General features: G+C 42.2%; 18 protein-coding genes. 11 read left to right on the top strand and 7 right to left on the bottom strand.

The features are described 5' to 3' along the window. Positions 1–380 precede the first annotated feature (380 nt). Positions 381–1,844, top strand: coding sequence for an alpha/beta hydrolase family protein (locus MED217_RS12275; RefSeq protein ID WP_009780845.1), 1,464 nt, complete (start codon positions 381–383; stop codon positions 1,842–1,844). Positions 1,845–2,296: 452 nt separating this feature from the next. On the opposite strand, the gene MED217_RS12270 is transcribed toward MED217_RS12275, so the two are convergent. From MED217_RS12270 to clpB, 3 genes are all read right to left on the bottom strand, one after another. Beyond that, on the bottom strand, positions 2,297–2,551 hold the full coding sequence (locus MED217_RS12270; RefSeq protein ID WP_009780844.1) for a hypothetical protein: 255 nt from the start codon (positions 2,549–2,551) through the stop codon (positions 2,297–2,299). A 328-nt stretch (positions 2,552–2,879) separates the two neighbouring features. Then, a complete protein-coding gene (locus MED217_RS12265) occupies positions 2,880–4,289 on the bottom strand; it encodes a KAP family P-loop NTPase fold protein (RefSeq protein WP_009780843.1) in 1,410 nt (469 codons plus the stop codon). Between the two features lie 177 nt (positions 4,290–4,466). Further along, positions 4,467–7,070 (bottom strand): ATP-dependent chaperone ClpB, encoded by a 2,604-nt coding sequence (gene clpB, locus MED217_RS12260; RefSeq protein ID WP_009780842.1) that lies wholly within the window; start codon positions 7,068–7,070, stop codon positions 4,467–4,469. Positions 7,071–7,273: 203 nt separating this feature from the next. On the opposite strand from clpB, the gene ytxJ reads away from it, so the two are divergent. Further along, positions 7,274–7,666 carry a bacillithiol system redox-active protein YtxJ gene (ytxJ, locus tag MED217_RS12255; RefSeq protein WP_009780841.1) on the top strand — a complete coding sequence of 131 codons (393 nt, stop codon included), beginning with the start codon at positions 7,274–7,276 and terminating at the stop codon, positions 7,664–7,666. Positions 7,667–7,856: 190 nt separating this feature from the next. Here ytxJ and MED217_RS12250 read toward each other — a convergent pair whose 3' ends face one another. Then, positions 7,857–10,301 (bottom strand): TonB-dependent receptor, encoded by a 2,445-nt coding sequence (locus MED217_RS12250; RefSeq protein WP_154648937.1) that lies wholly within the window; start codon positions 10,299–10,301, stop codon positions 7,857–7,859. A gap of 489 nt (positions 10,302–10,790) precedes the next feature. On the opposite strand from MED217_RS12250, the gene MED217_RS12245 reads away from it, so the two are divergent. Then, positions 10,791–11,156: a CoA-binding protein gene (locus tag MED217_RS12245; RefSeq protein ID WP_009780839.1), complete on the top strand. Its 366-nt coding sequence runs from the start codon at positions 10,791–10,793 to the stop codon at positions 11,154–11,156. Here the strand turns inward: MED217_RS12245 and MED217_RS12240 are convergent. Continuing rightward, complete coding sequence (locus MED217_RS12240) at positions 11,127–12,572, bottom strand: sodium:solute symporter (RefSeq protein ID WP_009780838.1); 1,446 nt, start codon at positions 12,570–12,572, stop codon at positions 11,127–11,129. The genes MED217_RS12245 and MED217_RS12240 overlap by 30 nt on opposite strands. Before the next feature lie 194 nt (positions 12,573–12,766). Between MED217_RS12240 and MED217_RS12235 the strand changes: the two genes are divergently transcribed. Genes MED217_RS12235 through MED217_RS12220 form a run of 4 tightly spaced genes read left to right on the top strand, consistent with a single transcriptional unit; the run spans position 12,767 to position 14,791 of the window. Continuing rightward, positions 12,767–12,997: a hypothetical protein gene (locus MED217_RS12235; RefSeq protein ID WP_009780837.1), complete on the top strand. Its 231-nt coding sequence runs from the start codon at positions 12,767–12,769 to the stop codon at positions 12,995–12,997. Then, positions 12,998–13,570 carry a phosphatase PAP2 family protein gene (locus tag MED217_RS12230; RefSeq protein ID WP_009780836.1) on the top strand — a complete coding sequence of 191 codons (573 nt, stop codon included), beginning with the start codon at positions 12,998–13,000 and terminating at the stop codon, positions 13,568–13,570. Between the two features lies 1 nt (position 13,571). Further along, a complete protein-coding gene (locus MED217_RS12225) occupies positions 13,572–14,516 on the top strand; it encodes an NAD-dependent epimerase/dehydratase family protein (protein ID WP_009780835.1) in 945 nt (314 codons plus the stop codon). Positions 14,517–14,527: 11 nt separating this feature from the next. Further along, positions 14,528–14,791 (top strand): hypothetical protein, encoded by a 264-nt coding sequence (locus MED217_RS12220; protein ID WP_009780834.1) that lies wholly within the window; start codon positions 14,528–14,530, stop codon positions 14,789–14,791. Here MED217_RS12220 and meaB read toward each other — a convergent pair. Beyond that, complete coding sequence (gene meaB / locus MED217_RS12215; RefSeq protein ID WP_009780833.1) at positions 14,788–15,825, bottom strand: methylmalonyl Co-A mutase-associated GTPase MeaB; 1,038 nt, start codon at positions 15,823–15,825, stop codon at positions 14,788–14,790. The two genes, MED217_RS12220 and meaB, sit on opposite strands and share 4 nt — an antisense overlap. 176 nt (positions 15,826–16,001) lie before the next feature. Between meaB and MED217_RS12210 the strand changes: the two genes are divergently transcribed. Then, the gene (locus tag MED217_RS12210; protein ID WP_009780832.1) at positions 16,002–16,427 is read left to right on the top strand and encodes an organic hydroperoxide resistance protein; all 426 of its coding nucleotides are present in this window, start codon (positions 16,002–16,004) and stop codon (positions 16,425–16,427) included. 156 nt (positions 16,428–16,583) lie between these two features. On the opposite strand, the gene MED217_RS12205 is transcribed toward MED217_RS12210, so the two are convergent. Beyond that, complete coding sequence (locus tag MED217_RS12205; RefSeq protein ID WP_009780831.1) at positions 16,584–17,240, bottom strand: hypothetical protein; 657 nt, start codon at positions 17,238–17,240, stop codon at positions 16,584–16,586. A 189-nt stretch (positions 17,241–17,429) separates the two neighbouring features. Here MED217_RS12205 and MED217_RS12200 point away from each other — a divergent pair, with 189 nt between their 5' ends. From MED217_RS12200 to MED217_RS12190, 3 genes are read left to right on the top strand one after another with little or no spacing between them, the layout of a single operon-like run. After that, positions 17,430–17,921 (top strand): RNA polymerase sigma factor, encoded by a 492-nt coding sequence (locus MED217_RS12200; RefSeq protein ID WP_009780830.1) that lies wholly within the window; start codon positions 17,430–17,432, stop codon positions 17,919–17,921. Then, entirely contained in the window at positions 17,905–18,504 is a 600-nt protein-coding gene (locus tag MED217_RS12195; protein WP_009780829.1) for a hypothetical protein, read from the top strand. The genes MED217_RS12200 and MED217_RS12195 overlap by 17 nt, the downstream gene beginning before the upstream one ends. Before the next feature lie 16 nt (positions 18,505–18,520). Further along, positions 18,521–20,227, top strand: coding sequence for a hypothetical protein (locus MED217_RS12190; RefSeq protein WP_009780828.1), 1,707 nt, complete (start codon positions 18,521–18,523; stop codon positions 20,225–20,227). Positions 20,228–20,240 lie beyond the last annotated feature (13 nt).

Here is a 20,240-nt window from a genome sequence, read left to right as displayed (position 1 = left end):
AGTCTGCTTGTTCCTTTATCCATCCTTAAAGGTTTACTGGCTGTAACCATACCGCTACCATAGCTTAGGTATGCTTTTGCTACGCGTGAAGTACGGGTGAACCTCGGGTGAACTACGAATGAACGACGGGTAAACTAATGCCTGGGGAGCTTGGCAACTGCTTTGAAGCTTTAAAGTAGTTTAGCGCAGTTTGGAACTGCTGTGTTAATATACGCAAAATGAAGTTTAAGTTTTTACCACGCGATGCAATTCCCTATACGCTGTGCGTTTTTCTTAACTGCGGGTTTTGAGCGACAGATAACCCGATCGCTTAGGGATTCTACCTCGCAATCCTTAAAGGGATCAGGTAGTTTTATAGTCTGTAATTTAAAACCAAAACTATGCGTTTTTTTGAAATTGTATTACTGCTCGTGCTTACGGGGTTGCCTTTTATATGGAAGCCTCTTGCACGGCGTATACCACTCGTACTTATTCTCGGAGTACTTGCTGCACTAGTTGTGCTTCAGCTTGTGCTCGAAGGCTATCGCTGGCAGTTGTTGCCGGCTTATGTTTTAGTACTTATTTTAACGGCACGTATTCTGTTAACCGACGCCACACAAGCTTTTCGGTTTTCGGTGCTGGCTGTTTTAAGAGGCTTAGGTTACGGTATTTTACTGGGTGTCGCCTGGGTTTTGCCGGTAGTGCTTCCTGTTTTTGATTTGCCGCAGCCCAGTGGTGCTTATGCCGTGGGAACCGATACCGTACTTGTGCAGACAGCCAGAGACGAACCTATCACTGCAACGCCTGAAGATCGGCGTAAGTTTATGGTGAAGATCTGGTATCCGGCAGCTCCCAAGGCAGCAACTACTACGCCGGAAGCTTACGTAGATGATGCCAGTAGAGCCGGTTTTGCGACGAAGTACGGCTTGCCTGCTTCAGCACTGAATTATTTAGACCATATACAAACCTATGTTTATCCTGAAGGCAGCATTGCAGAGGGCAGCTTTCCCGTGTTGCTGTTTTCTCACGGGTATGGCTCCAAAGCTACGGGCTATTACGCTTTGCTCAGCGAATTGGCCAGTCAAGGCTATGTGGTGATCAATATGAATCATACCTATGAAAGTCTGGGTGCGGTCTTTCCAAATGGTGAACATGCCTATTTTGATTATGAATATCAGCAACGTCTTGCAAAGGATGCGATGCAAACCATCACACCCATTCAGGAGGCTTTTGCTAATGGATTAACTTTTGAGCAGCGGCATCCCATTGTACAGGAAGCGGTTCAAGATTATTTTGAAGGCGCTATTCAAGCGCGTTGGGTGGCCGATATGCAAAGTGTTTTAAAGCTATTGCCGAGGTGGAATGCTAACGGAGCTTTGAAAGGACATTTACAACTGGATGCCGTGGGCGTTTTAGGACATTCGGTAGGAGGGGGCGCTGCAGGCAGGTTGGCACTCGTAGATGATCGCATTAAAGCAGGTGCTAATTTAGATGGAATACAATGGGGCAAAAAGATCGATACAGTTTTTCAGAAACCTTTTTTATACGTTTCGGCAGATTGGCCGCCGGAACACGAGGATCTCAATGCACATATTTATCATAAAAAAAGCACTTCGGTTTTTTATGAATCCAAAATCTTAGGATCGGGACATCCTAATTTTATGGATATTCCTTTTATGATTCCTGTGCCCTCGCTCTCCGGAAGTGGAAGCATCGATCCCGAACTGGGAATGGAAATCATCACTCAATTGGTCGCCGGTTTTTTTGACACGCATTTAAAGCATCAAGAATCCGTTAACCTGAAGGCTTTAGCAGAACGCTATGAAGCGCTAGAACTAAATGTTTATGAAGGAATGGAGGAGTAGTAAATTGTGCGTTCTTAGTCGGTTTAGTTAGTGGAATACCACGCGATACAATTGCGCGGCAACTGGGCAGCGCCATAATAGGGAAACGCGACAACAATATCTACTCCTCAAATGTAAATTTTCTAACTTTCTATTGCTCCTGCGCGATTGCATCGCCGCGCAGAGGTTATTAGCGATTTCGGTATCTTTTTGAACATCTTAGGTAGTGTTAATGTAAAAGTCAGGATTAAACTTTGTTGGTCTTTACCACGCGATACCATTCCCTATATGCATAGGGGCAGGAAGTTCGGTAACAGAGGAACCGAACCTAAGTTTAGATTTAGTAAAGAGGATTATTTTTGGTTTTACCACGCGATACAATCGTGCGGCAACAAAAACAACGCCTACATCAAAAGATATAGGCGTTGCTGCGTTCTGGTTGGTTGTTAGCAGTTCTCTGAATGTTTTGAAGACTAACTTTCTTCTTCACCCACTTCTTCAGCTTGGGTGGTGACCGAGCCGGTGCTGGCGTTACCATAAACCGGCGTTTCATTTCTTAGGATGTCGATGACGCGGGCAAAATTTTCTGCGGTCATATATGGCGTTTCTTCGCGTTTCCCTTGAAAGGTGGTAAAATAGAATTTCCCCATATCGATCTTAGGATCCCAAAGCGCTTGATAGCCGTTTAATTTGGTCCATCCTGAAGTTCCTTGTGCATAATGTGGCATAACTTAAGTTTTTTTGGATTCGTTTGATACAAACTTAACGAGGCTATGCATCACATTATCAGAGCGGTTGACCCTTTTTGAAAAGGAAATCGCTCTTATTTTTTTACGGGAAATGACCCTGAAGGTAGTGGGTAGGATCTTCCCACGCGATACCATTCCCTATATGCATTGGGACAGGCAGCGCGGTAACAAGAGGGTAACTCGAGATGGGTTTATTTTTTTATGTTGCTCCTGCGCGATTGCATCACGCAGGGATTATTCTAGCTTCTTATAATTTTTTATCGTGTGGCAATGTGGGGACGATATAATCTTGTGATTATGAGAAATGCTAGATGGTTAATTCTTTCATTAAATCAATTCTATTAATGAAATATCCTAAGTCTAAACCTCCTTCTCTAGAATTAGAGAGATTTTCAAGGATTCTAAGCAAACTGTTGTTTTTGTCTTTACAAATTACACAATTAATCAAGAGCTCATTACTACCTGTCTCTTCATTAAACTTAAAAAGATTATTTTGGTAATAATTTAAATGTAAGTAATTGTTATAAAAATTAATTAGATGTGCTTCTAATAAAATAAGTGCATTCTCAGTTTTCTCTGTTTTATTTGATATAACTGTTTTTAAAAAATTTTCCTGTAACTCATGAATATTTAGTTTTTTAAACTTTAGATCATCAAAAAACGACCTTCTATCAATTTTTAAATAAGATAAAAACAATAATATTTCAGGTATTACGTAAGAGTTTGAGTTAAAACTACGCAAGGAAATTCTAGCTAGACTAAAAATTTTTTCTTGCTGTCTCAAAGTCAGATTTTTGTTTGTAAATATCAAGTCGGTTACCTTCAAAAAATAATTTGAATCATTTTGTAATTCTCTCAACTGCTTTCTTTCCGGAGAATCAAAAAAGTCTTTAAACTTAAAGTGTTCAAATAAGTATTTATAGAATAAATCTTTATTTGGTTCTGGGATCGAATATTCTAAGTCAATAAACTTTCGTAAGTACTCTTCTGAATTTAAGGAGTCACTACCATACACACCTTTTACAGCACTTCCTAATTGATTTTTATCAATCGATAAAACGAAGATTATATTTGGTACCGAAAAAAAATGTTTGATTTGTTCAAGTATTGAGACAGCATAATTAGGTCTACACCTATCCAATTCATCAATAATAAAGATGAAAGGTTTACCATTGTATGCGTCAACTATAAAATCTGCAAGACTTGTCTTAAACTCATTAATACTATTTTTTCTGTCTACATAATCATTCACCTCATTTTCAAATATATCAGTAAGGCCCTTGGTGATTTCTGTAATAGCTTCCTTTATAGTCTTTGTGTCAACGTATTTATCAGCAATGGATTGAACAATTGCAGGGCCAATATGCTTAGACATAATAGCCGCCTTTTTAAGCGTAGATTTAAACTTTTGATTATTTGCAGATTTAGTTAACGACTTCAATTCACCCATTATAGCAGTTAATGGGTTATTTTCAAAGTCATTTTCCCAGGCATTAAAATAAATTGATTTATGGCCTTCGTTAATGAGTTTTTGTTGCCACATTTTTACAAATGTCGTTTTTCCTGTACCCCATTTGTTATTGATAGCTAGGACAAAACCGTTAGAGTAGGAGTTAACAATATTGGTTAGAATATCAGCATATTTTTCTCTTTCCAGTTTACAGTTTGCAAATGGGTTTGTGGCTGGTATTTCTAAATCAGGATGCTTTATATTCATACAGATAAAATATGATTAGTTACCATAAAACTACCCAATTAAAAACACGCAACTACCACACAGTCAATATTGTTATTAATAATTTATCAACGAAATGTGATTACTTTCGCGTCAGCATAAAACAAAAAAAAGCGACATCAATACGATGTCGCTTTGGGTTTATACGAGCAATGCTCTTCAGTCATTTTCTACCAGATCGCTTTGATTGCGAAACACGAGTTCGTCATCAAACGCATCCAGTAAGATGATACTGTCTGTGGTGACCTTGCCGCCTAAGATCTCTTTAGACAGTTTGTTCAACACTTCTTTCTGTATGGTACGTTTTACAGGACGAGCCCCAAACTCCGGTTGAAAACCGCGGTCTGCCAAAAACTTGATGGCTTCGGCCGTAGCATCTAGCGTGATGCCTTGTTTAGCCAACATACGGGTCACGCCTTTGAGTTGTAAACTCACGACCTGCTCGATGTCTTTTCGCGTAAGCGGGGTAAACATCACGATATCGTCTATACGGTTTATAAACTCAGGACGTATGGTTTGTTTCAACATCCCCAGCACTTCGGTTTTTGCACCTTCCATCGCGGTCTCAGGATCTTTGATGGTCTCAAATTTCTCCTGTATGATATGACTTCCCATATTTGAGGTCATAATGATGATGGTGTTCTTGAAGTCGGCAAGGCGGCCTTTATTGTCTGTAAGTCTACCTTCATCAAGCACCTGTAACAGGATATTAAAAGTGTCTGGGTGTGCTTTCTCGATCTCGTCAAGCAAGATCACACTGTAGGGCTTGCGACGTACGGCTTCGGTCAACTGCCCGCCTTCATCATAACCCACATATCCCGGAGGCGCGCCTACCAGACGGCTCACGCTGTGACGCTCCTGGTATTCACTCATATCTATACGGGTGATGTTGTTCTCATCGTCAAACAGGTATTCTGCCAGTGCTTTTGCGAGTTCGGTTTTACCCACCCCGGTGGTCCCGAGGAATAAGAACGAACCTATAGGTCTTTTTTGATCCTGCAGGCCGGCGCGGCTTCTGCGCACCGCATCACTCACGGCGATGATCGCTTCTTCCTGGCCTACTACACGTTTGTGCAGTTCGCCCTCCAGGTGCAGCAATTTCTCGCGCTCGCTTTGCAGCATTTTGGTCACGGGGATTCCCGTCCATTTGGCTACCACTTCGGCGATGTCTTCGCTGGTCACTTCCTCTTTAATAAGGCTGTTATCGGCTTGTGCCGCCAGTTGCTCCTGCAATTTTTCCAGCTCTTCCTGTGCCTGTTTGATCTTACCGTAGCGTAACTCGGCTACCAGACCATAATTGCCTTCGCGCTCGGCACGCTCGGCTTCCAGCTTAAAGTTCTCTATATCCTGCTTGGCGTTCTGGATGTTGTCTACCACATCTTTTTCGCTCTTCCACTTGGCGTTGATCTCGTTGCGTTCTTCTTTAAGATTGGCAAGATCGGCGCGTAAGGACTTGAGTTTATTCTCATCCTGCTCGCGTTTGATCGCCTCGATCTCGATCTCGAGTTGCATAATCTTACGGTCGAGTACATCAAGCTCTTCGGGCTTGGAGTTGATCTCCATACGCATTTTTGAAGCCGCCTCGTCCATCAGGTCGATCGCCTTATCGGGTAAAAAGCGGTTGGTGATATAGCGTTGCGAAAGCTCTACCGCTGCAATGATCGCGTTGTCTTTGATGCGCACCTTGTGGTGGGTCTCATACTTTTCTTTGATCCCACGTAAGATGGAAATCGCAGACTCGGTATCCGGCTCAAAAACACTCACTTTCTGGAAGCGTCGCTCTAAAGCTTTATCCTGTTCAAAGTATTTTTGATACTCGTCGAGTGTGGTTGCACCTATGGCACGTAATTCTCCACGAGCCAAAGCAGGCTTTAAGATGTTTGCAGCATCCATCGCACCCTGACCGCCACCGGCACCTACAAGGGTGTGGATCTCGTCTATAAACAAGACGATATCACCGGCACTGGTAGTTACTTCTTTGATCACGGCTTTCAGACGCTCTTCAAACTCACCTTTATATTTTGCACCTGCGATCAAGGCTCCCATATCCAGCGCCCAGATCTGCTTTTCCTGAAGGTTTTCTGGTACATCGCCGTCGATGATTCGGTGGGCGAGACCTTCGGCGATCGCGGTTTTACCGGTACCGGGTTCACCGACCAAAATCGGGTTGTTCTTAGTTCGACGTGAAAGGATTTGCAGAATTCTGCGTATCTCTTCATCACGGCCAATCACCGGATCGAGCTTCCCGTCGCGGGCAAGTTGGTTGAGGTTTTTGGCGTATTTGCTTAGCGAATTATAGGTTTCTTCAGCACTTTGCGAAGTCACGCGGTCGCCTTTGCGCAATTCTTCAATGGCAGCTTTCAGGTGTTTTTCGGTAACGCCTTGGTCTTTTAAGATCTGTGCGATCTTGCTGCTCGATTTAAAGATCGCCAGGATCAAATGCTCTAAAGAAACATACTCATCGTTCATTTTTTTGGCGATGTTGCTGGCTTCGGTTACCGTTTTACCGGCTTCACGAGAAAGCATAATATCGCCGCCGCTTACTTTAGGAAAACTGGTAAGCGTGCTCTCCAAAATCTGCTTCAACAGATTTACATTCACATCCAGTTTCTGGAGTAGAAACGGAGTAACGTTCTCATCAACTTCAAGAATGGCTTTAAAAATATGCTCATTCTCGATCTGCTGATGGCCGTACCCTTGAGCAAGCGCCTGGGCTTGCTGTACGGCTTCTTGTGATTTTATGGTAAAATTATTAAAGTTCATCGTGTTTGTATTTCGATGTTGATAAGGCAATAGCTGTACCAAATGTTAAAACCGACGTTTAGTCAGTCTTTCTTAGTTTTAAGCTGTCTTTTTGTCGGTTATGGTGCTTTGGATTTTCTTAATACAAAAGCCGATTAAGTTTCCTTAAATTTACAAACGACTTGAGTTTACAAGCGTTAACAAACCTTAAAAAGAATTAGATTATGGGACTTTTTGATCTGTTTAAAAGTCAGCGAGATATTGCGAAGGAAGAGATAAAAGAAATGAACTGGATACCGCTCGAGCGCCTGGAGCAGCTTGACGAGATCGCTGAGCGCTCTAAAGCTGTACCGGTGGTTATTTTTAAACACAGTACCACTTGCGGCATCAGCCGCATGGCGCTGCGTAGTTTTGAAAAAGCTTACGCTTATGATAAAAAGCAGCTAGAACCTTATTTTCTGGATCTTAAAGCGCATCGCGACATCAGTAACGCCATCGCAACAAAATTCAATGTGCAGCATGAGAGTCCGCAATTGTTATTGATCAAGAACGGAGCAGCCACCTATCATACGTCTCACGGCGCGATAGATGCCGCAAGTCTGGCCGATAAGTTATAGACCTTCAACTATTTAAAAAGCAAAACCCGGAGCAAGCGCTCCGGGTTTTTTTATACCTATTAAATGGTTATTTATGTTTGTAGAAGGCTAACTCTAATAAACAATAACCGTAGATTTTAACAGGTCAGTTGATAATAAGTTTGTGAAAACCCATTATTGTTACAATTATAGTAAAAAAATTAAAATTATGTTAAAATAAACCGCCGCCATCTGCCTCATTATCGTCGCGGTTCTTGCGTTTTTTGGCTCTAAACTTACTGTCACCAAAACGGTAGTTGAATCCAACATAAACCGTGTTGCTTTCCCAATTGAATTGACCTTCAAGCGCATACGGGCTCACAGCAGTAAAGCGGGCTTTCATCGTATTGAAGATATCATTGTAGTTCAAGCTGATGGTTCCTTTACCTTCAAAAAGGCTGTAACGCGCACCAACATTGGTCATAAACATCGACTTATTGCTAAACTGAATGTTTTGTCCCGGGCCTCTGAACATTGCAAAAGCGGTAAAGGTGAGCTTCTTGGTCGCTGTAAAGTTGTTGATGACGCGGGTGTTAAACACCGAGTTGGTCACTTCGCGTTCGGTTAAAATAATATCATCAACCGTTGGATTGTCGATATCGGTGTCTAAAGCTTCTGAAATTCCGGTTTGTGTCTGACTGAACAGGTCAAAACTCGCGTTTACACTCCACCAACTGAACGGCTTATAATTGGCACTTACTTCAAAACCGTAGGCAGTCGTCGAGTCGAAGTTGTCATTGGTCAAGACTGCACGATCCAGATTGAACCGGTCTACATAAACCGCCTGATTGATCTGATCTTCGATGATGCGGTAAAACACACCGGCAGTAATGCTTCCTTTCCCCAGCGATCGCGTGTAATTTGCTTCTAACGAATTGGTAAACTGCGGACGTAAATTCACATTTCCGTATTGAGTTACCAGCGGCGAACTCCATTCTCTAATAGGATTTACCTGCCCAACACCGGGACGGTCAATTCTTCGGCTGTAACTTACCTGATACTGATTTTTTTCCGAAGGATTAAAAGTTACATAAGCCGAGGGATACAACTCAAAATAATCGTTGGTAAACGCACGCACACTATTGGTATCTGCAACCACATTTACCTGCTCTGCTCGCACACCGGCTTGATATGACCATTTCTCATAGTTCTTTCCATAGGTTACATATGCCGAATAAATATCTCTGCTGTAGTCAAAAAGTGTGTTAGGCGTAGGAACCAGATTGCCTGCTGCATTGTAAGATTGTCCGGTACTGCTGTAGCCAATATCGGTGTTGAACAAGATCGCTTGTAAACCAACTTCCAGTTTTTCACTTTCAGACAGCGGATTTACATAATCTAAATTTAAGGTAGTGCGATCGCGCTTGGTATCTACAAAATCTTCATAGTCTGCAAGTGGTGTTGCGCCGGTAAAGTCAAAGAAGGTGTCTTCGTCTGCGTCAAACGTATTGTAATCGGCTTCAAACTCGATGTTGTGCCCTTCTTTTTCAAAATCAAGCTTGTAGTCAAAGTTGTACTGCTGCGAGTAATTATCCATATCTGCGCCAAAATCCTGCATCAGATTGCGGCTCATATCATCGGCATAAACAATGTTGATGTTTCCGCCGGGAGCGCCTTTAAAGCTGTTTTGAGAAGTGAATACCGAAAGCGTATTCTTATCATTAAGGTACACGTCAAGACCCACTTTAAGCAGGTGTGAATTCTGGTCGTTCAGCATATCAAAAAATTGTGTTGAATTATCGCCTTCGCGATAGATCGTCCCATAATTCGCACGTTTTGCGATGCTGTTGCTGTAATTAGAATACAGGTTGAATTTACCGTTGCGGTAGTTCAAATTCAAACCACTGTTAAACTGCGGATTTTTCTCATAAGCCAGACCGGCACTTACGTCACCGTTAAAGCCAATATTCACGTTCTTGTGTAATACAATATTGATGATCCCGCTCATTCCGTCAGGGTTGTATTTGGCGGAAGGATTGGTGATCAATTCGATCTTTTTGATCGAGTTAGACGGAAGCTGTTTTAATAATTGATCTGCAGGAATATTAGATAATTTTCCGTCAACCATCACTTGCACGTTGCTGTTTCCGCGTAGCGTAAGCGCCCCGGATTGCTGATCGAGATTCACCGACGGAATGTTATTCATAATATCTGCTGCTGAAGCTCCGGCAGTGGTCAAATCTTTCCCTACATTAATCACCTTACGGTCGATTTTTTGCTCGATTGTGGTGCGTTCTGCGACAATGTTCACAGCGTCTAATTCTGCGGGAACCGCACTTAAATTGAGTTTACCCATATCGTTGGTACGGTGCTCGCGGTCGATCTTCAGGTCGCGTTCAAAGGCTTCATACCCCATAAACTGTACTCTCAGGGAGTAAATACCTTCTGGGATCTTGTTGATCTCAAAAACACCATCGTCGTTGGTGATACCACCGGTTACGGTTTTTTCACCTGCATTGATCACTACGGTGGCGTAGGGAATAGGTTGGTTAAGGTCGGCATCCATCACCACTCCGGTTACCGAGCCGGTCACTACTTCATTGGGCTTAGGCTGCGCAAAAAGCAGAGTGGTACAAAGGGTGAGCATAAGGCATAGAAGCCCTTGGTTAAGTTTCATAACTGTTCGAATTTTTGTTGATTGATAAAACATAATACTTTGTAATGCATACTAGCAAAACCAAAGTACCCCGTGATTAGCGGTTTATTAAAAGACGAACGTGTATCAAATCTGTTACAGTAAAAGTTACCTTTATTTTTGAATAACTAATTTAAATGTTTTCATTCGACTGAATGTAAGTGGTTTATTGAAGTTGTAGAGGTGCATATTATTTCGATACTTTGCAGAAAATTTGTTCAACTTAAGTCCGGAAGTGTCCCGAGTTCAATTGTTTTTTACTGCGGAAAAATCAGGGTTAGAATATGAGGAAGTTTAAAAAAAGAAAACCCGAGACCGCTAAACCTCGGGTTTTCAAGCTTGAACGCTAGAAATTAACACTAACCATCAAAACTAATTTATAAACGATTCAAACTTGGAAGTCGACTTCTATTACATAGACCGTATAAAAAAGATATTGTTACAGCTGCAGGAAACCTTTAACTTTGATTTATGAAAGCAAAGAAAACGCTGGTGCTTGGCGCCTCTCTAAAACCTATACGCTACTCGTATATGGCGATACATAAACTGGTAAAGAATAATCAACCTGTTGTGGCGATCGGTTTAAGGGCGGGAGAAGTCGCCGGAGTATCCATAGACATAGGTATGCCGGAGTATGAGTCTATTGACACGGTTACGTTGTATCTCAATGCACAGCGTCAGCAAGCGTATTACGACTATATCATAGGACTGCAACCCAAACGCGTGATCTTTAATCCCGGAACCGAAAATCCGGAGTTTTATAAACTACTGCAAGAAGCAAGTATTGAAGTGGATCCTGCCTGTACCTTAGTGCTTTTGAGTACGAATAGCTACTAAGCCCAAAAAGGTCAGGAGTCCGTTTAAGATCAAGATAAAGAAACCAAATTCAAAATTGAGGTAGGTCAAGGTCAACTGACTTATGGTATATCCTAAAATCGGCGAAGCGACTGCCGCAATTGGAACCAGCTTGTCTTTTACCTGCCATTTCGTAAATAAACCGAAGGCGTATAAGCCTAACAAAGGCCCGTAGGTATACCCTGCAAAAACAAACAATCTGGCGATGACGCTTTCATCGGCGATCAGGTATTTAAAGCCTATGATAACCAGGATCAAAAGCAAGGATGCGGCAACGTGTATTTTTTTACGAATTGCAATTTGCTTTGCCTGATCATACTTTTTCTCGATCCCTAAAATATCGATGCTAAAGGAAGTCGTGAGCGAGGTCAGTGCGCTGTCTGCACTAGAATAAGCTGCAGCGATCAAGCCTAAAATGAAACAGATGGCAATACCAAAGCCTAGGCCGCTTTTTGTAGCGATGTACGGGAAGAGGTCGTCTTTTGAAGCTTCGATCCCGTTTTTTTGTGCATACACGGTGAGCAATACGCCAAGTGCGAGGAATATAAAATTCACCACGGTGAGTACGATCGTGAACCAAAACATATTTTTCTGAGCATCTTTCAGGCTTCGGCAAGTGAGGTTTTTTTGCATCATATCCTGATCGAGACCGGTCATCACAATGGCAATAAAGGCCCCGCTGATGAATTGCTTAAAGAAGAAATCTTCGCTTTTCCAATCGTCAAAAAAGAACATTTGCGATAGATCGCTTTCCGCAATAAAATTAAAAAGAGATCCTGCGCTTAATCCCAGGTCGGTCGATACAAAATAGATCGCCACGCCCAAGGCGGTAAGCATAAACAAGGTTTGCAGCGTGTCTGTCCATACAATAGTTTTGATTCCACTTCTAAAGGTATAGAGCCAGATGAGCAAAATCGTGATGGTCACGGTCACCCAAAACGGAACTTGCATGCTGTCAAAAACCAGCAGTTGTAGCACATTAGCCACGAGGTATAATCTAAAACTCGCACCAACTACGCGACTTAGCAAAAAGAACGACGCCCCGGTTTTATAAGAGGCGGTTCCAAAACGTCCTTCGAGATAGGTATAGATCGAAGTTAAATTCAAACGGTAGTAGAGCGGAAGCAGGACGAGACTGATGACCGCATACCCCACGGTATACCCTAAAACCACCTGAAAATAACTGAACTGAGAAGCTTCAACCCAACCCGGCACCGAAATAAAGGTCACGCCCGAGAGTGAGGCGCCTATCATCCCAAATGCTACCAGATACCACGGCGACTGCTTACTCGCTTTGAAGAATTCTTCGTTTGATCCACCTTTTCCGGTGAAGTAGGAGATGAGCATTAGCGTGATAAAATAGCCAGCAATTAGAAGCAGAATTGTTGTGGGTTGCATAGCGTTTTCAGGGTTTAATAGAATCGCGCACGAAGATACGGTATAAAACTTCAAATCACTTCAAGCAGAAAATTTAAAGGGCTGGTGTACTTTTGTAGTCTATAAATACCGTTGTGCTTCTAAAGCCAATAAACGATTTTGAATGCGTATCTTCGTAGCCTTTTTACGGGTGATGAACCTTTAAACGTTTAATTATGGAACTTCCTAAGTTTATATTGGGTGATAATACCGATTATCCCGAATCGATTTTTGTAATACATACCGATTTTCCACGTTTTATAATCGATTTAAAAACCGATGATGTAGAATGGTTGGAGGATTTTGATAAAAACGATGAGGAAGAACTGGCTACCGAAGCCGAAGGTTTAATTCAAGCAGCTACCGATTTTTACGATAGAGAAGTAGCGCGCTACGAAGACGATTAAATGAATACGTTGAAGGAACTGGATCACGAAGTCTTTCTCTTTCTCAATAATTTGGGAACAGAGACCTGGGATCCTTTCTGGTTGTTTTTGACCAATAAATGGTCGAGTATTCCGCTGTATGCCTTTTTACTTTTTCTCATTTATAAAAAGTTCGGTTTAAAAGGAACGCTGTACAGCTTAGTCGCTGTAGCCTTGCTCATTACTGCAACAGATCAGCTGGCCAATGTATTCAAACACGGTTTTGAGCGCTTACGGCCGTGTCGTCAGGAAGGTGTAATGGAGCAGGCGCGATTTATCGCTGTACGTTGCGGGAGTTATGGGTATTTTTCGGCACACGCAGCGAGCTCGATGGCTTTGGCGGTTTTTGTGGGCTTGATCTTAAAATCAAAATATAAATGGATATTTCCTGTACTCTTGGTGTGGGCACTGCTTGTAGGCTATAGCCGCATTTATGTGGGCGTGCATTATCCCGGAGATGTATTGACAGGGATCATCATAGGAGCGCTCATCGCTCTGCTGGTGTATGCGCTGCACCGTTTTGGCTTTGCCAAACTATTTAAAGAAACATATTAATATGAAAGTATTGGTAACCGGTGCCGCCGGTTTTATAGGTTCGCATTGTGCCGAACGCTTGAAGAAATTGAATTTTGACGTTGTGGGTATCGATAATTTCTCGCCCTATTACAGTCCCGATCTCAAAGACCGAAATGCCAAAGACCTGAAGGAAGCAGGAATCCCTATGGAAATGGTAGATCTGCGAGAGCCTAAAGATTTTGAAAAACTTCCTACAGATTTTAATTATATCTTTCATTTTGCAGCACAGCCCGGTATTGCAGCGACCTCAAGTTTTGAAGATTATTTGATGAATAATTTGGTCGCTACCAAAAACCTGATCGATTTTGCATTGCAATGCGAAGGGCTGAAACTTTTTACCAATATTTCTACTTCGTCTATTTACGGTTTACGCGCAACCTTGACCGAAGATGCAGCTCCTGAACCCGCTTCTTTTTACGGGGTGACCAAACTCGCTGCAGAACAGATCGTGTTATCTAAAACCAGAGAGCAAAAAATGAAAACCTGTTCCCTACGTTTATTTTCGGTGTATGGGCCGAGGGAACGTCCCGAAAAACTGTATACCAAACTCATAGGTTGCGGATTTTTCCATCACGAATTTCCGTTGTTTGAAGGTAGTGAGGCCCACGTGCGCAGCTTTACCTTTGTTGACGATATCATTGATGGTGTGGTAAGTGTGATCGGAAAAGAAGCCATTGTTGATGGTGAAGTGATCAATCTGGGAACCGAACAGGAACACACCACAGGCGAAGGGATCGCGATCGTTGAAGAACTTCTGGATACTCAGATTAGAAAAGATATTGTGCCCAGACGTGGCGGAGATCAAATGTTTACCAAAGCCAATATCGACAAAGCCCGACGCTTACTCGACTATAATCCTTCAACCACTTTAAAAGAAGGTTTGCAAAAGCAAATCGACTGGTATAAGAAAGAATTTGTAGACTAAAGGAAAGCGCTATGCGATTGGATGAGAAAGACCGCAAGTTTGTAAAAGACTGGAAGGAAAAACGAGAAGGGAAATTTCAGTTTATTTTGGGGATCGTGCTGCAGGTAATTTTAGGCGCATTGACCTACAAATTGGTGATTACCTACTTTAGCGGATCGATGTTTGACCAAATGGATTTTGTACTCTTTGGAGCGATAGGCTTGATCTTAGGAATCGTCGTGGGATTCCTGAAATACCGAAAGAACGAAAAACGCTATGCGCGGTTAACACGTTAGCGCAAGTCAAGTAAGCTTTGTGCCGCCTGAAACGCAGTAAGTTTCCCCTCATTGATCTTTTGTAAGAGTTGAGGCACTTGGGCTTTGACCTTGTCATTTGCATAAAACTGATCTTTTAACGCCTGTTCTATGCTTGCTTGTAGCCAATAGTTGTTTTGATGTTTTCGATTTTCTTCAAAAAAACCGTTCGCTTTTACCGCTTTGATATAGGCGTTGAGCATTTCCCAAATGGCTGCAATCCCGGTTTCTTCCAGCGCACTACACAGCAGCACCTGAGGTTGCCAGCCGCTGGTTTTGGCCCGGTATAGATGCAGCGCTTTTGAGAATTCGCTTTGTGCCTGCTTTGCTGCAGTTTCATTCGTCCCGTCTGCTTTGTTGATGATGATGGCGTCTGCCATCTCCATAATGCCGCGTTTGATGCCTTGCAGTTCATCTCCGGCGCCTGCCAGTTTGAGGAGCAGGAAAAAATCGGTCATGTGATGCACGGCAGTTTCACTTTGGCCTACGCCTACGGTTTCAATAATAATCAAATCAAAACCTGCTGCTTCGCACAGACTTATGGTTTCCCGTGTTTTACGGGACACACCGCCCAAGGCGTCGCCTGCCGGAGACGGGCGTATAAATGCTTTGGGGTGTGCTGCTAATCGTTCCATTCGGGTTTTATCGCCCAGAATGCTTCCGTGCGCAATGCTGCTGCTGGGGTCTATGGCCAGTACCGCTACTTTTTTTCCTTGATCGATGGCGCGCATTCCTAGAGCTTCAATAAAGGTGCTTTTTCCTACACCGGGAACTCCGGTAATTCCCAAACGCACTGCAGGTTTCGCTTGTGGTAAACACTGTTCAAGAATTGTTTGAGCTTCTTGCTGATTGGCGACCGCATTGCTTTCAATAAGCGTGATCGCTCTGCTCAAGGCTGTGGTGTCACCTTTAAGAATACCTTGGATCAATGCTTCGGTAGGAATGCTTTGTTTGCGCTTTGCGATGAGTTTTTTCGCGGCAGCGGAATCGATATGTTTAGGTTTTGAAGATTTCAATGGAATAGTTCTGAAAACTTAAAGGTACGGGAAAAGCTAATTGAAGAAGAAATACAACTGAAAAATATTGGAATGTATCGGCTTGCTCGCATTTTTGTGAAATCTTTAAGAATCTCGCGTTGATTCCTCAAAATAGGAATGGTATATTCAAAATATTAATCAACGAAAATTTTATTATGAAAGCTTTATATAAGGCAAAGGCTACCGCCACAGGTGGTCGTGACAGCAGTGTTTCAACCGATGACGGCACATTAGACTTTGATCTCAGTGTACCTAAAGGCTTAGGCGGCGCCGGTGGTGACGGGACGAATCCTGAGCAACTTTTTGCAGCAGGTTATTCTGCGTGTTTTGGTAGCGCACTGGCACACGTTGCTCGTGAGAAAAAAGTAGATCTTGGTGCTTACACGGTGACTGCAACTGTAAAAATAGGCAAGAATGAAGAAGATATGTTTCAGCTTGCAGTGGTATTGGATTGTTACCTGCCTACTGTAGACGTAGAAGAAGGGGAAGAGCTTGTAAACGAGGCTCACGAGGTTTGCCCGTATTCTCGCGCTACAATGGATAATATTGATGTGACCTTAAACTTACTTTTAGACGAGTAGTTTAAGGCGTTTCTTAAAATTAAAACCCGCTCTATGAGCGGGTTTTTTTTTGCACCGCCAAAGGGTTTAATACTTCGTACTGATAGCTATCGGAATGTTCTGAAATTGAAAATTCGTTGCTAAACAATGCTCGGGCTTGCCCTGAGTTTTTTAGTTTTAAAATTCTTTAAAAAATGGAGGCGGCGGGGTGATATTGGTTTTGTCAATTTCTAAATAATAAGGAATATCTAATTGATATGTTTCCTGAACTTGAGTCATTGTAGTTGTAATAAGGCGCAATGTATTTTTTAAATTTTCTATTGAAGTGTTTTTTCTATCAGTAGCGTAGTCAATACTTATTAAAATCCTCTTTAATTCATCTTTATTGAAATACGGAGCATTAATTTGGGTATCTAAGGTCTCCCGGACTTTTGAAGGGAATAGATCTGCTGAAACATTGGTTTCAAAGTTCGATCTTAAAGAGTCATTTTGAAAATCAAATAGATCTACTCGCCCATAGCATCCAAATAAAGTTTGCTTACTACAGTTTTTAAAAACAAGGATTTTTAGTAGCCTATTTTTTTCTGTAAAACTTAGAATATTGCCTCTTCCATCACAGGCATTTTTGTCCATTTCTGCGATTAATTCGGCGTATGTTTTGAAATCATTTAGATCGATTAGAATGTTTTCGTTAGAAGAAGCGTTAAAACGTTCTTCATTTGGAAAATACAAGGTCTCGAGATCTTGAGAAACTTCAGGAATATCCTCTATGTTATGAGAACAGGAAAACACTCCTAATAACGGTATGAGCATCAGAAAATAAAGTGACTTCATGTTATTCTATTTTCAGTTTTAGAATCAAATAACCTGCCACTTATAGTTTATCTAAAATATTTAATCACAATTTTGCAACGCAGACGAAAAAGCTTCGTCTTTAGAAAAGGAATTAGCAACTAACCATTTACCATTTTGCAAATTACCGAAATACTTGAACGATGTAAGCAAAACGACCGGCGTGCACAGATGCAACTTTACAATAAGTATAGCGAAGGCATGTATTATGTTGCTTTTAGGTTTTTAAAGAATTCTTTTGAAGCCGAAGAAGCCATGCAGGAGGGTTTTGTAAAAGCGTTTACAAAAATGCATCAGTACAATGGTGAAGTGACCTTTGGGGCGTGGTTAAAGCGTATCGTGATCAATAAAAGTATCGATATGTTGAAGGCCAAAAAACTCGAGTTGGTCGCGATCAACGAGCAGGTTTTAGGTACGGTAGATGAGCATAATGACTGGTCTGTAGATGATGGGATTACGCTTGATCAGATCAAAGAAGCTATCGAAGAATTGCCAGAGCGGTACCGCTATGCCGTGATGCTCTTTTTGGTAGAAGGCTATGACCATCAGGAAATATCAGAAATCTTAGAAATTACCGAGGTCGCTTCGCGTACGCTGGTGCATCGCGGAAAGAAAAAATTGCAAGAAAAACTTAAAACAAAATATCATGGCACAGGATATTAGAGAATTGTTTAAAAATGATTTAAGCATTCCTGATGAGGGGCTTAAACGGGGTCATGAAGCACGCTTTAATGCGCGTCTTGATGCTCATTTTGGTAAGGCAGAAAAAGCCAAAGCAGAAGGTTATCTCTGGATGAAAATTGCTGCCGTACTGGTTGTGGTGATCGCCATTAGCGGTTTGCTTTTGAACAATCCGTTGAGTAGCGGGGCACAGGCAGATCAGCCTACAGAAGTGCATGCAGTAGCAAATGCGAAACCTACCAAAGTACAGCTGAGTGATTTTTCACCAGAATATAAGCAGATAGAAGATCGTTACCTGGCGAGCATTCATATGGAGTTGGCACAGCTTAACGTGACAGAAGATAATAAAGCGATCGTAGATGCTTTTATGGGACAGCTTGAAGAGCTTAACCAAGAATATGACAGGCTTAATGCAGATTTAGTAGCTACAGGAGTTAATGATCAAAACATTCAAGCCTTGATCGATAATCTACAGTTTCGCTTAGACCTGCTTACCAAGCTCAAAGAAAAATTAAATGAATTACAAGAGTCTCAAAATAATGAGATTCAGACCAACACCTTATAAATTTATGATTAGGATAATGAAGCCTTGTGCTTTCTTACTGGCGGTATTGGTTTTTATTCCGCAGGCTCAAGCACAAACCAAAAGTACCAAACTTACCGAACGGTTTGATACCGCTGCCGATGTCGCTATACTTACCGAATCGCAGTACGCAGATATTGTTTTTGAAGATTGGAATAAAGATGAAGTTGAGGTCGCTGCGATCATTGAATCTGAAGATCTAAGCGAGGAAGAAATAGACCAACTTTTAAAAGGCTGGCAAATCAGTGTACAGGGCAACAGCAAAGCGGTGCGTATTGTAAGCCGCGGAGCACCATCAACAGTTAACTTGGCTATGGGCAATGCACCGGTGCGTGGTGTTAATGACTTGATCACCTCGTCTATGCAAATGATGCAGCCGGTGATGCAAAATATGCTTTCTCCGGTGCTTCAGCAGTTTTCGGGAGCTCAGATTCCTGCAGAGTTTTATAAAGGAATGAACGCGATCGCTTTTGATTACCAAGCCTATAAACGCGACGGAGCCAAATACCTGGAGCAATACAAGCGCAAGATCGAGCAGAATCTAGGAGAAGATTTTGACGTGGTGATGAAGAAATGGGAACAGAATAATAAAAAGCGGGTTGCCGCAGGACAAGGCCTTGCCGGAAGCAGTCTATTAGGAATGCCCAAATCTCCTTTTGGGAAAGATCTGAATTTTGACAGTAATGCTTTTAATCGCGACAAAAAAGCCTATGTGGCTGCGATGAATAAAAAATACGGTACAGATGTAAGTGTCGCTCAAGTAGATCAGTGGCGTGCTGCGATTGAAGCCTGGGGCGATGAGTTTAGTGCAGATATGAAAGCGTGGGGAGCACGTTTTGGTAAGCAACTCGGCGGTTCGACTGAAGCTTTAGGAGCTACTTTTGGTCGTGCCATAGAAAGCGATATGGCGGCTTTAGGACAAAATGTTGAAAAAGCGATGCAGGGCTGGAGTAATGACTTTGCCAAGAAATTAGAACAAATGGCCGAAGCTCAAGGCGGAAGTCTTCAAAAAACAGTTACTACAGATGCAAATGGTAATGTAAGCACCCAAATGACCTATACCTACACCGGTAATCCGGCGGGAGCTGCTGTAAAACCGAAAGGATCATTCACACGTAAGATCGTCGTGCGTATGCCTAAAAAAGCACAATTAGATCTTAATGTACGCCACGGAGACATCAAGATCTCTGAGGCTACAAACGCCCGGGTAACCTTGGCTCACGGTGATTTTATGGCCAATACGATCTCTGGTGAAAAAACATTGATCAATGTTGCGTATAGTCCGGTGGATGTGGCGATGTGGGATTATGGAACCCTGCGCGCCAGCTATCTTAAAAACTGTGTGATCGATAAAGCAAAAAGCATTAACGTAGACTCCAGAGCGAGTAGCATCGTGATCAATGAGCTTGAAGACGCAGCGGTGATCACAGGAAGCTTTGGCGAACTTTCAATACCTAAACTGGGTAAGAACTTTAAGACCTTAAACATTAGTGTAGAAAACAGTGATGTGGTGCTTAACCTGCCGGAGACTCCGTTCCATTTTAATTTTAACGGCGTTCGCAGCCGTCTAAATTATCCTCGGAAAATAGAAGCCAAAGTTATGGAAGGCTATAACAGCAGTATGGTTAACGGCTTTTATAAATCAAGAAATACAGACAGTATTATAGCGATATCTTCTAAGTATAGTGATGTCGTGCTTAATTGAGTTTTTTAGTTTT

This window comes from Leeuwenhoekiella blandensis MED217 (assembly GCF_000152985.1).
Taxonomy (GTDB): Bacteria; Bacteroidota; Bacteroidia; order Flavobacteriales; family Flavobacteriaceae; genus Leeuwenhoekiella; species Leeuwenhoekiella blandensis.
Note: the sequence above shows the minus strand (reverse complement) of the source record. Positions and strands in the feature narration are given on the sequence as shown.

Coding starts and splice junctions, on each gene's coding strand:
- MED217_RS12275 (WP_009780845.1), top strand. CDS start 381: ATGCGTTTTTTTGAAATTGTATTACTGCTCGTGCTTACGGGGTTGCCT.
- MED217_RS12270 (WP_009780844.1), bottom strand. CDS start 2,551: ATGCCACATTATGCACAAGGAACTTCAGGATGGACCAAATTAAACGGC.
- MED217_RS12265 (WP_009780843.1), bottom strand. CDS start 4,289: ATGAATATAAAGCATCCTGATTTAGAAATACCAGCCACAAACCCATTT.
- clpB (WP_009780842.1), bottom strand. CDS start 7,070: ATGAACTTTAATAATTTTACCATAAAATCACAAGAAGCCGTACAGCAA.
- ytxJ (WP_009780841.1), top strand. CDS start 7,274: ATGGGACTTTTTGATCTGTTTAAAAGTCAGCGAGATATTGCGAAGGAA.
- MED217_RS12250 (WP_154648937.1), bottom strand. CDS start 10,301: ATGAAACTTAACCAAGGGCTTCTATGCCTTATGCTCACCCTTTGTACC.
- MED217_RS12245 (WP_009780839.1), top strand. CDS start 10,791: ATGAAAGCAAAGAAAACGCTGGTGCTTGGCGCCTCTCTAAAACCTATA.
- MED217_RS12240 (WP_009780838.1), bottom strand. CDS start 12,572: ATGCAACCCACAACAATTCTGCTTCTAATTGCTGGCTATTTTATCACG.
- MED217_RS12235 (WP_009780837.1), top strand. CDS start 12,767: ATGGAACTTCCTAAGTTTATATTGGGTGATAATACCGATTATCCCGAA.
- MED217_RS12230 (WP_009780836.1), top strand. CDS start 12,998: ATGAATACGTTGAAGGAACTGGATCACGAAGTCTTTCTCTTTCTCAAT.
- MED217_RS12225 (WP_009780835.1), top strand. CDS start 13,572: ATGAAAGTATTGGTAACCGGTGCCGCCGGTTTTATAGGTTCGCATTGT.
- MED217_RS12220 (WP_009780834.1), top strand. CDS start 14,528: ATGCGATTGGATGAGAAAGACCGCAAGTTTGTAAAAGACTGGAAGGAA.
- MED217_RS12210 (WP_009780832.1), top strand. CDS start 16,002: ATGAAAGCTTTATATAAGGCAAAGGCTACCGCCACAGGTGGTCGTGAC.
- MED217_RS12205 (WP_009780831.1), bottom strand. CDS start 17,240: ATGAAGTCACTTTATTTTCTGATGCTCATACCGTTATTAGGAGTGTTT.
- MED217_RS12200 (WP_009780830.1), top strand. CDS start 17,430: ATGCAACTTTACAATAAGTATAGCGAAGGCATGTATTATGTTGCTTTT.
- MED217_RS12195 (WP_009780829.1), top strand. CDS start 17,905: ATGGCACAGGATATTAGAGAATTGTTTAAAAATGATTTAAGCATTCCT.
- MED217_RS12190 (WP_009780828.1), top strand. CDS start 18,521: ATGAAGCCTTGTGCTTTCTTACTGGCGGTATTGGTTTTTATTCCGCAG.